Annotated in this window: 11 protein-coding genes; 8 read left to right on the top strand and 3 right to left on the bottom strand. The window is 71.8% G+C overall.

All coding sequences use genetic code 11. The annotated features are described in order from the left end of the window. The 4 genes from GT045_RS32350 to GT045_RS32335 all read left to right on the top strand — a co-directional run. Positions 1 to 579, top strand: a 579-nt coding sequence (locus tag GT045_RS32350; protein WP_237539046.1) for a histidine kinase, incomplete at its 5' end; no start/stop codon positions are given. Positions 580 to 836: 257 nt separating this feature from the next. Further along, complete coding sequence (locus GT045_RS32345) at positions 837 to 1496, top strand: response regulator transcription factor (RefSeq protein WP_345942821.1); 660 nt, start codon at positions 837 to 839, stop codon at positions 1494 to 1496. Positions 1497 to 1849: 353 nt separating this feature from the next. Further along, positions 1850 to 3778 carry a 2-oxoacid:acceptor oxidoreductase subunit alpha gene (locus GT045_RS32340; protein WP_161293481.1) on the top strand — a complete coding sequence of 643 codons (1929 nt, stop codon included), beginning with the start codon at positions 1850 to 1852 and terminating at the stop codon, positions 3776 to 3778. Further along, the gene (locus tag GT045_RS32335; protein WP_161293479.1) at positions 3771 to 4832 is read left to right on the top strand and encodes a 2-oxoacid:ferredoxin oxidoreductase subunit beta; all 1062 of its coding nucleotides are present in this window, start codon (positions 3771 to 3773) and stop codon (positions 4830 to 4832) included. The genes GT045_RS32340 and GT045_RS32335 overlap by 8 nt, the downstream gene beginning before the upstream one ends. A 13-nt stretch (positions 4833 to 4845) precedes the next feature. On the opposite strand, the gene GT045_RS32330 is transcribed toward GT045_RS32335, so the two are convergent. Next, positions 4846 to 5271: a helix-turn-helix domain-containing protein gene (locus tag GT045_RS32330; protein ID WP_161293477.1), complete on the bottom strand. Its 426-nt coding sequence runs from the start codon at positions 5269 to 5271 to the stop codon at positions 4846 to 4848. Positions 5272 to 5363: 92 nt separating this feature from the next. On the opposite strand from GT045_RS32330, the gene GT045_RS32325 reads away from it, so the two are divergent. The 3 genes from GT045_RS32325 to GT045_RS32315 all read left to right on the top strand — a co-directional run bounded on the left by GT045_RS32325 (position 5364) and on the right by GT045_RS32315 (position 7810). Next, complete coding sequence (locus GT045_RS32325; RefSeq protein WP_161336366.1) at positions 5364 to 6218, top strand: SDR family oxidoreductase; 855 nt, start codon at positions 5364 to 5366, stop codon at positions 6216 to 6218. A gap of 117 nt (positions 6219 to 6335) precedes the next feature. Then, entirely contained in the window at positions 6336 to 7292 is a 957-nt protein-coding gene (rarD, locus tag GT045_RS32320; RefSeq protein ID WP_161336365.1) for an EamA family transporter RarD, read from the top strand. Between the two features lie 50 nt (positions 7293 to 7342). After that, positions 7343 to 7810: a VOC family protein gene (locus GT045_RS32315; protein ID WP_161336364.1), complete on the top strand. Its 468-nt coding sequence runs from the start codon at positions 7343 to 7345 to the stop codon at positions 7808 to 7810. 34 nt (positions 7811 to 7844) lie between these two features. Here the strand turns inward: GT045_RS32315 and GT045_RS32310 are convergent, their stop codons facing one another. After that, complete coding sequence (locus GT045_RS32310; protein ID WP_161336363.1) at positions 7845 to 9110, bottom strand: tetratricopeptide repeat protein; 1266 nt, start codon at positions 9108 to 9110, stop codon at positions 7845 to 7847. Positions 9111 to 9303: 193 nt separating this feature from the next. Here GT045_RS32310 and GT045_RS32305 point away from each other — a divergent pair, with 193 nt between their 5' ends. After that, positions 9304 to 9900 (top strand): NAD(P)H-dependent oxidoreductase, encoded by a 597-nt coding sequence (locus GT045_RS32305; protein ID WP_161336362.1) that lies wholly within the window; start codon positions 9304 to 9306, stop codon positions 9898 to 9900. Between the two features lie 17 nt (positions 9901 to 9917). On the opposite strand, the gene GT045_RS32300 is transcribed toward GT045_RS32305, so the two are convergent. Next, positions 9918 to 10751: an ABC transporter permease gene (locus GT045_RS32300; protein ID WP_161293485.1), complete on the bottom strand. Its 834-nt coding sequence runs from the start codon at positions 10749 to 10751 to the stop codon at positions 9918 to 9920. Positions 10752 to 10843 lie beyond the last annotated feature (92 nt).

The raw sequence follows: 10843 nt of genomic DNA, 5'->3' as shown, positions 1-10843 counted from the left end.
CTGCGCCGGATCGAGCGGGACCTGCACGACGGCGCGCAGGCCCGGCTGGTCGGTCTGGCGATGGACCTGGGGCTGGCGAAGGAGAAGCTGCGGGAGGACCCGCGGGCTGCGGCCCACATGGTCGAGGAGGCGCACGGCGAGGTGAAGACGGCCCTCCAGGAGCTGCGGGACCTGGCCCGGGGCATCCACCCGGCCGTGCTCACCGACCGCGGCCTGGACGCCGCCCTGTCGGCCGTCGCCTCCCGCTGCACGGTGCCGGTGCGGGTGGAGGTCGACCTCCCGGCCCGCCCGGCGCCGGCCATCGAGGGCATCGCCTACTTCACCGTCTCCGAGCTGCTGCAGAACGTCAGCAAGCACAGCGGGGCCCGCGGCGCCGCGGTGGACGTGTGGCGGACGGAGGACCGGCTGATGGTCCAGGTGACCGACGACGGCGTGGGCGGCGCCGAGGCCGCGCGGGGCTCCGGGCTGGCCGGTCTCGCCTCGCGCCTGGACGCGGTCGACGGCATCCTGCTGGTCGACTCCCCGGCCGGTGGTCCCACCCGGGTGATCGCGGAACTGCCCTGGCGCACGCGCGGCTGACGTGAGTTCCGGTCCGCCGCCACGCGACCCCGCCGTCCCATTCCCCCGGTACGGCGGCGGTACGGCCCGTTTACTGGAATGCTGGACCGTGTAGGACGTCACGGACGACGCACGTCACGGACGACGGGGACACTGCGGACGCACGTCGCGCACTGCCACGCACGCGCGCGCACGCGCACGTGCGGCAGGCACGGACGCGCACGGGCGGCGCCGCGGAATCGGGTGTGGGGGGCCGGGAGATCGTGGAGGACAAAGTCGTGCGGGTGGTCATCGCCGAGGATTCAGTGCTGCTCAGAGAGGGCCTGACCCGGTTGCTGACCGACCGCGGGCACGACGTGGTGGCCGGTGTCGGCGACGCGGACGCGCTGATGAAGACCATCGCCGACCTGGACGGCCGGGGCGAACTGCCCGACGTGGTCGTGGCGGACGTACGGATGCCGCCGACCCACACCGACGAGGGCGTCCGGGCCGCCGTGGCCCTGCGCCGCCAGCACCCCGGGCTCGGGGTGCTGGTGCTGTCGCAGTACGTGGAGGAGCGCTACGCCACCGAATTGCTGGCCGGTTCCAGCCGGGGAGTGGGCTACCTGCTCAAGGACCGGGTCGCGGACGTCCGGGAGTTCGTCGACGCGGTGGTGCGGGTCGCCGACGGGGGCACGGCGCTGGACCCTGAGGTGGTCGCGCAGTTGCTGGGCCGCAGCCGCAAGCAGGACGTGCTGACGGGGCTCACGCCCCGGGAGCGCGAGGTGCTCGGCCTGATGGCGGAGGGGCGGACGAACTCGGCGATCGCCCGGCAGCTGGTGGTCAGTGACGGCGCCGTGGAGAAGCACGTCAGCAACATCTTCCTGAAGCTCGGCCTGACGCCGAGCGACGGCGACCACCGGCGGGTTCTGGCCGTTCTCACCTACCTGAACTCCTAGCGGCCCGGCCGTGTCGGCACCGCGCCGGCCACCCGCCGCGGTGCCAGGGCTCACCCGGACGCCCAGCCCACGAGCCCCCTAGGGGGCGGCCGGGAGCCCTGGGGACAGCCGTAGGGGGCGGCCGGGGGCCCTGGGAGCAGCCGTAGGGGAGAACCTGGGAACGCGCGGGGAGCGCCTTGAGCGGCGCCCCGGCGATGCGGGACATGATGTGAAGTCAGCGCGACAGGCCGTCTCGAATGCCGTCCGATCCACGGACGGCCTCGGGAAGGCGACCCTAACCGACGTAGGGTTGATCTGGGACGGTCCGTGGGACGACCGACCCCGGACAGCCGCCTCGAAGGAGGTCCAGTTCAGTGACCAGCCAGGTCAGCAGCCCAGCGGAGCAGACCGACGGAACCGTCGTGGGAGAGCAGCGCAATCCGGGCGGAGCGAAGGACGTGCGGCGCCTGGACCGGGTGATCATCCGGTTCGCGGGGGACTCGGGTGACGGCATGCAGCTCACCGGTGACCGGTTCACCTCGGAGACCGCTTCCTTCGGCAACGACCTCTCCACCCTTCCGAACTTTCCCGCCGAGATCCGCGCACCCGCCGGCACCCTTCCGGGTGTCTCGTCCTTCCAGCTCCATTTCGCCGATCACGACATCCTCACTCCCGGCGACGCCCCCAACGTCCTCGTCGCGATGAACCCGGCCGCTCTGAAGGCCAACATCGGCGACATCCCGCGCGGGGCCGAGATCATCGTCAACACCGACGAGTTCACCAAGCGTGCCCTGCAGAAGGTCGGGTACGACGCCTCCCCGCTGGAGGACGGCTCGCTCGACGGCTACAGCCTGCACCCGGTGCCGCTGACCACGCTCACCGTCGAGGCGCTGAAGGAGTTCGCCCTCTCCCGCAAGGAGGCCGAGCGCAGCAAGAACATGTTCGCGCTGGGCCTGCTGAGCTGGATGTACCACCGGCCCACCGAGGGCACCGAGAAGTTCCTGAAGTCGAAGTTCGCCAAGAAGCCGGACATCGCGGAGGCCAACATCGCCGCGTTCCGCGCCGGCTGGAACTTCGGCGAGACGACCGAGGACTTCGCCGTCTCCTACGAGGTCGCCCCCGCCGCCAAGGCGTTCCCCGTCGGCACCTACCGCAACATCTCCGGCAACCTCGCCCTGGCCTACGGCCTGATCACGGCGTCCCGGCAGGCGGATCTGCCGCTGTTCCTCGGGTCGTACCCGATCACGCCGGCCTCGGACATCCTGCACGAGCTGAGCAAGCACAAGAACTTCGGCGTCCGCACCTTCCAGGCCGAGGACGAGATCGCGGGCATCGGCGCGGCGCTCGGCGCGGCGTTCGGCGGTTCGCTGGCGGTGACGACGACGTCCGGGCCGGGCGTGGCGCTGAAGAGCGAGACCATCGGCCTCGCGGTGTCGCTGGAGCTGCCCCTTTTGGTGGTGGACATCCAGCGCGGCGGCCCGTCGACGGGGCTGCCGACCAAGACCGAGCAGGCCGACCTGCTGCAGGCGATGTACGGCCGCAACGGTGAGGCGCCGGTGCCGGTGGTCGCGCCGAAGACCCCGGCCGACTGCTTCGACGCCGCCGTCGAGGCGGCCCGGATCGCGCTGACGTACCGCACGCCGGTGATGCTGCTGTCGGACGGCTACCTGGCCAACGGCTCCGAGCCGTGGCGCGTCCCCGATCTGGACGAGCTGCCCGACCTGCGGGTGCGGTTCGCCTCCGGACCGAACCACACGCTCGCGGACGGTACCGAGGTGTTCTGGCCGTACAAGCGGGACCCGCAGACCCTGGCCCGGCCCTGGGCGATCCCGGGTACGCCGGGGCTGGAGCACCGCATCGGCGGTATCGAGAAGCAGGACGGCACGGGCAACATCTCCTACGACCCGGCCAACCACGACTTCATGGTCCGCACCCGCCAGGCCAAGATCGACGGTGTCGAGGTCCCGGACGTGGAGGTCGACGACCCGCACGGCGCGCGGACCCTGGTCCTCGGCTGGGGTTCCACCTACGGCCCGATCACGGCGGCGGTACGGCGGCTGCGCGCGGCCGGCGAGCCGATCGCCCAGGCCCACCTGCGCCACCTCAACCCCTTCCCGCGCAACCTCGGCGCGGTCCTGAAGAGCTACGACAAGGTGGTCATCCCCGAGATGAACCTCGGGCAGCTCGCCACCCTCGTCCGGGCGAAGTACCTGGTGGACGCCCACTCGTACAACCAGGTCAACGGCATGCCGTTCAAGGCGGAACAGCTCGCCGCGGCGCTGAAGGAGGCCATCGATGACTGACACCGGCAACGGGCTGCTGCAGCTGGTTCCCAAGGCCGAGGCCAAGCAGTCGATGAAGGACTTCAAGTCGGACCAGGAGGTGCGCTGGTGCCCGGGCTGCGGTGACTACGCGATCCTCGCGGCCGTGCAGGGCTTCATGCCCGAGCTGGGGCTGGCGAAGGAGAACATCGTCTTCGTCTCCGGCATCGGCTGCTCCTCCCGGTTCCCCTACTACATGAACACCTACGGGATGCACTCCATCCACGGCCGCGCCCCGGCGATCGCGACCGGCCTGGCCTCCTCCCGCCGGGACCTGAGCGTGTGGGTCGTCACCGGTGACGGCGACGCCCTGTCCATCGGCGGCAACCACCTGATCCACGCCCTGCGCCGCAACGTCAACCTGAAGATCCTGCTGTTCAACAACCGGATCTACGGCCTGACCAAGGGCCAGTACTCGCCGACCTCCGAGGTGGGCAAGGTCACCAAGTCGACGCCGATGGGTTCGCTCGACGCGCCGTTCAACCCGGTGTCGCTGGCGCTCGGCGCGGAGGCGACCTTCGTGGCGCGCACGATCGACTCCGACCGCAAGCACCTCACCGAGGTGCTGCGCGCCGCCGCCGACCACCCGGGCACCGCGCTGATCGAGATCTACCAGAACTGCAACATCTTCAACGACGGCGCCTTCGACACTCTGAAGGACAAGCAGCAGGCCGAGGAGGCGCTGATCCGGCTGGAGCACGGGCAGCCGATCCGCTTCGGCACCGACGGCGCGAGAGGTGTCGTACGCGACGGACGGTCGGGTGACCTGAGGGTGGTGACGGTGACGCCGGAGAACGAGGCGGACATCCTGGTGCACGACGCCCACGCCGCGTCCCCCACCACCGCCTTCGCCCTGTCCCGGCTGGCCGACCCGGACACCCTGCACCACACGCCGGTCGGGGTGTTCCGTTCGGTCGAACGTCCGGTCTACGACGCGCAGCTGGCCGAGCAGCTCGACACCGCCGTCGAACAGCGCGGCAAGGGCGACCTGGCGGCGCTGCTGGCGGGCGGGGACACCTGGACGGTCGTCGGCTGAGACCGTCCGCGTCTCACGAGGCCCGGGACTGGATTTCCCGGGCCTCGTCGCGTGCCCGGCGGTTCTCGTCGTACGTGCGACGGGCCTGTTCCACCTGGGCCATGCGGTCGTCGGTCCACCGGGCGAGGGCCCGCACCTGCTCCGCCGCCTCGCGGCCGAGGGCGGTCAGGGAGTAGTCGACGCGGGGCGGGATGACCGGCTTGGCGTCCCGGTGGACCAGCCCGTCGCGCTCCAGGGTCTGGAGGGTCTGGGTGAGCATCTTCTCGCTGACGCCCCGGCCGCCGTAGGCACCGATGGCGCGGCGGAGTTCGCTGAACCGGTACGGCCGCTCCAGCAGCTCGATGAGAGCGAGCACGCCCCAGCGACTGGTGACGTGTTCGAGGACGAGACGGTGGGGGCACATCGCCTCGGCGTCCAGGGACTTCCCGCTTACCAGCATGCCAGTACCTTACTTCAAAGTGGGTACTTTCGCTTGGTAAGCGCAGCTCCTACGGTGAGTGCATCAAGGCATCCCACAAGGAGTTCCGCATCATGAGCATCGTCGTCACCGGAGCCACCGGACATCTCGGCCGTCACGTGGTGGAGCAGTTGCTGGAGAAGGTCCCGGCGGAACAGATCACCGCCGTCGTGCGCGACGAGGCGAAGGCCGCCGGGTTCGCCGCCCGCGGAGTGCGCGTCGCCGTCGCCGACTACAACACGCCCGAGAGCTTCGACAACCTGTTCACCAGCGGCGACAAGGTCCTGCTGATCTCGGGCAACGAGTTCGACAAGGGCCGGGTGCGGCAGCACACGGTCGTGATCGACGCGGCGAAGGCGGCCGGCGTGGCGCTTCTCGCCTACACCAGCGCCCCGGGCGCCCTGACGGCCGCGCTGGCCGACGACCACCGGGCCACCGAGGAGGTCCTGCTCGCCTCCGGCCTGCCCTACAGCCTGCTGCGCAACGGCTGGTACCACGAGAACTACACCGAGAACCTGGCGCCGGTGCTGGAGCACGACGCGGTCGTGCAGGCCGCCGGTGACGGCCGGATCTCGTCGGCCTCCCGCGCCGACTACGCCGCCGCGGCGGTGGCCGTGCTGACCGGGGAAGGGCACGAGAACACGACGTACGAACTGGGCGGCGACGAGGCGTGGAGCTTCGCCGAATACGCGGCCGAGCTCAGCCGGCGCACCGGCCGCGAGATCGCCTACCGGCCGGTCACGACGGAGGCGCTCACCGGCATCCTGGCCGGCGCCGGCCTGCCGGCGCCCCTGGCCGCGATCCTGGCCGGTGTGGACGCCTCGATCGAGAAGGGCGAACTGGTCGTCTCCTCCGGCGACCTGTCCCGGCTGACCGGCCGCCCCACCACGCCGCTGGCGGAGGCCGTCGCCGCCGCACTCGACGCCTGACGCCGCCCACCACGGCTGTCATGACCGTATGGCGATACGGGCATGACAGCCGGGGGTGGCCGACGCTACCTTCGTCTCGCGCGTCCACGCCGGACGCACGGGCGAGAAGGAGGGGTCGTGGCCGCGAAATCCGACGGTGAGCACCGGATAGGACTGCTGAACGGCTTCGCCGCCTACGGGATGTGGGGGCTGGTGCCCCTGTTCTGGCCCCTGCTCAAACCGGCCGGAGCCCTGGAGATCCTGGCCCACCGCATGGCGTGGTCGCTGGTGTTCGTCGCCGTCGCGCTGCTCTTCGTACGCCGCTGGGCCTGGGCCGGTGAGCTGCTGCGCCAGCCGCGGCGGCTCGGACTGGTCGCCGTGGCGGCCGGTGTGATCACCGTGAACTGGGGCCTCTACATCTGGTCGGTGAACGCCGGCCATGTCGTCGAGGCGTCCCTCGGCTACTTCATCAACCCGCTGGTCACCATCGCGATGGGCGTGCTGCTGCTGAAGGAACGGCTGCGGCCCGTGCAGTGGGTGGCGGTCGCGGTCGGTGCCGCCGCCGTCGTCGTACTGACCGTCGGCTACGGCCGCCCGCCGTGGATCTCCCTCTGCCTCGCCTTCTCCTTCGCCACCTACGGGCTGGTGAAGAAGAAGGTGCGCCTCGGTGGCGTCGAGTCGCTGGCCGCCGAGACCGCGATCCAGTTCGTGCCGGCGCTCGGCTATCTGCTGTGGCTGATCGCACACGGCGACGCCAGCTTCGTGAACGACGGACCCGCGCATTCGGCCCTGCTCGCCTCCACCGGCATCGTCACCGCCCTCCCCCTGGTCTGCTTCGGCGCGGCGGCCATCCGCGTCCCCCTGTCGACGCTCGGCCTGCTCCAGTACCTGGCCCCGATCTTCCAGTTCCTGATCGGCATCCTCTACTTCCACGAGGCCATGCCGCCCGAGCGGTGGGCCGGATTCGCCCTGGTCTGGCTGGCGCTGTTGCTGCTCACGGGCGACGCGTTGCGCTCCGCGAGGCGGCCGCAGCGGCTCACCGTACCGACGGCCCGCGCCGCCGAGACCCCGGCGTCGTCCACGGCCGCCTCCTGACCTGTACGGAGTCACCCCCTCCGGCGCGGCGTCCGGCTATAAGTGGGGTCATGACCACACAACTGCCCGTCCCGCTGCAGTGGAAGCTCGTCATCGACGCGGCCGATCCGCACACCCAGGCCGACTTCTGGGCCGCCGCGCTGCACTACACGGCGGAGGACAACAGCGCCCTCGTCGAACGGCTGCTGTCGATCGGCGCGTTGCCGGGAGAGGCGACCGTCGAGTACCACGGGCGGCCCGCTTTCCGTGACCTGATCGCCGTACGGCACCCCGACGACCCGTACGACCCCCAGACCGGCACCGGGCTCGGCCGGCGGCTGCTGTTCCAGCGGGTGCCGGAGCCGAAGACCGGCAAGAACCGGCTCCACCTCGACCTCCACCCCGGCCCGGAACGGCGCGCGGAGGAAGTGGCCCGCCTCCGGACGCTGGGGGCGCGGGTACTGCAGGAGGTCAAGGAACCTTCGGGCCAGTGGGTGGTCATGGCGGACCCGGAGGGCAACGAGTTCTGCGTGCAGTAGCCGTCCGGGCGGCCCTGACTCCCGCCCGGACCGGTTACGCCTGTGCCGCCTCGGCCGCGCGGTCGGTCAGGCGGACCATCCGGGCGCGGGCGGCCTCCAGTGGACGCACGTCGTCCGCTGCGGCCCCCGGCTCGGCGGCGAGGTCCGTCCACAGCCCGATCAGATCGCGGCCCAGCCGCAGGCCCTCCTCGGGGTCACGCACCGCGCGCCACGCGGTGGCCGCACTCCGTACGTTGCCGTAGGCGGCGTCCCCGTCCCCCGTCTGGCGGCGCAGCAGGGCGACGTCCACGGACAGCCGGCAGGCACGGACCGGGTCGTCGCCCAGGTAGGCGATGTAGGCGGCCAGTTCCCGCAGGCGCAGCACCTCGGCATGACGCGGGCCGAACACGGCGGACGCCTCTACGAGGGTCCGGTCGGCCAGTTCCGCCGCCGCCTCGACACGACCCGCCCGCACGGCCTCGCTGATCCTGCCCATCGGTTCGGAGAGCAGCTCCGCGCCCTCGGCGGTCTCGGTCAGCGGCCCGTCCCCGAGCACCTCCTCGGCGACGGCGTCGAAGCCGCGGGCCGGGGTGTGGGTGGCGACGGCGGGGACGTCCGAGGCCAGAGCGGTGAACATGTCCGCGGGTACGGCTCCGACTGCGCGCCCGGCGGCGGAAGTGCGGGGCGCTGCCGGCTCCCGGGCGTGCGCCTGTGCCGGTACGGCGGTGCCCCCGGCCCGCGCGTCCGTACGTGCCTCCCGCGCGTCCGTACGTGCGTCCCGCGCGCCCGCGCGCGTACCCGCGTTCGGCGCCACGCCCGTCGCGTGCGGGTCCGCGGGGGGGTCCGTCGCCCCGGCCCGCGAGTCCGGATTCCGGACCGGCACGTCCATCAGGGGGGCCGGACCGAAGCGTCCGGCCGGCGTCTGCACGGTTCCCGGCGCGGAGGCCGCCGCGAGCCCGGCCGGTTCCTCCGATGCGGTCATCGGGACCCGTTCCCCCGGTGCGGTCATCGGGACCCGTTCCCCCGGTGCGGTCATCGGGACCGGCTCCCCCGTCATCCGGCTGGAGCCGTCCGTCGCGACCTCCAGGGGGACCACGCATCCCGCGAGGTCGTCCTGGACCGTGGCGCGTATGGGGGCGCCGAGGCTGATCGCCAGGCGCTGCAGGTGGTTCAGCACGGCCTGCTGGATCTCCTCACCGGGTGCCGCCACGACCGGCGTGCCGCCCACCGACGCAGTCCCCGTGCCGAACACCCGGACGGGTACCGCCGGCTGCTCCGCGAGCTGCGGCGCCCGCCTCTTCTCGAAGCTGAGTCGAGCCATCGGTGTCCCTCACTCTCCCGGCGTCGCCATCCGGTCGTACGCATCCTGCCCACCAGTGTGTCCGCTCGCCCGGACTTCCACGTCACCGCGACGTCACAGCCTCGCACCAGCCGCCTCTGGCCAGACTTACTTGCGTATGCATAAAATGCACACGCCTTTATTCGGGGTACGACATGACGCACCTGGGGAGCCCATGAGCCACCGCCGTTTCCTCTTCGTCCTGGGCAGCACGCGCGCCGAGGGCAACACCGAGCTGCTCGCCCGCAAGGCCGCCGAACAGCTCCCCGCCGACACCGAACAGCGCTGGATCCGCCTCGCCGAGCGACCGCTGCCCGCGTTCACGGACCTGCGGCACGACACCGACCACGTACGGCCTGGGCCGGACACCCCCGCCGGCCTGCTGCTGGACGCCACACTCGCGGCCACGGACATCGTGATCGCCTCGCCGGTGTACTGGTACTCGGTGTCCGGCCTCACCAAGAACTACCTGGACCACTGGTCCGGCTGGCTGCGCACCCCGGGCCTGCGCTTCCGGGAGACCCTCGCCGGCCGAACCCTCTGGGGCGTCGCCGCGCTGGCGGACTCCGAGCCCTCCGTGGCCGACCCCTACGTGGACACCCTCAACAACTCGGCCGCCTACATGGGCATGCGCTACGGCGGAGTCCTGCTGGGCAGCGGCAGCAAGCCCGGTGACGTGCTCGGGGACACCGAGGCGCTGGCGCACGCGAAGACCTTCTTCGCGCAGGACACCCCCCTCGCGCGCTTCCCGTACGAGACCGCCGGTGCCTGACCGCCGGGCCGCCGCGGCTAGGCGCTGATGTCCTTCGACGCGAACCGGGCCCAGGCCGCCGAACCGAACACGGCCGCGTACAGCGCCTGGAGGCCCAGGTTCCGCACCAGGTCGTCCCAGTAGACGGGGTCGCGCATCAGATCGGCGAACGACAGCCAGTAGTGGGAGAACAAGTAGGGCTGCACCACGTGCAGCTGGGGTATCTGGTCGACAATCTGCACGGTGATGAGCAGGCCGACCGTGGTCGCCATCGCCGCCACACCACTGTTGGTGAGGGTCGACACGAACAGGCCGAGGGCCGCCACACCGACCAGCGAGGCCGCGACGACCAAGGCGATCAGCAGGGCGCGGCCGAGCCCCTCGGCGAAGCTGATCCGGGTCCCGGAGATCGTCGTCAGCTCGCCGGACGGGAACAGCAGGGCGCCGACGATCAGTGCCGAGACGGCGACCACCAGTGTCGCCAGCAGGCAGAAGACCAGCACGGTCGTGTACTTGGTGAGCAGCAGCCGGGTGCGGCCGGCCGGAGCCACCAGCAGATAGCGCAGGGTGCCCGCGCCCGCCTCCCCGGCGATCGCCTCCCCCGCGACGACGCCGACCGCCATCGGCAGGAAGAACGGCAGGGTCGCGGCCAGCGCGGTGAACACCAGGAACAGGCCGTTGTTGGTGATCTGCGTGACGAACGCCGGGCCCTCGCCGCTTCCGCCGGCCACCGGCGCGCCGCCCCGCGTCTCGATCCGCACCGCGACACCGACCAGTACCGGCACCGCGGCCAGCACCCCGAGCAGGGCGAGGGTGCGCCAGCGGCGCACGGTGGTGACCAGCTCGCTGCGCAGCAGCCCGAGGGCCCACAGAGGGCTGGGCCGGCGGGTGGCTGCGGTGGGCGGCGGGTCCGCGGCGGCTGCGGCCGGCCCGTGTACGGCGGCCGCGGTCAGGCCCTCTGCGG

It is taken from the genome of Streptomyces sp. SID486 (assembly GCF_009865385.1).
Taxonomy (GTDB): Bacteria; Actinomycetota; Actinomycetes; order Streptomycetales; family Streptomycetaceae; genus Streptomyces.
Note: the sequence above shows the minus strand (reverse complement) of the source record. Positions and strands in the feature narration are given on the sequence as shown.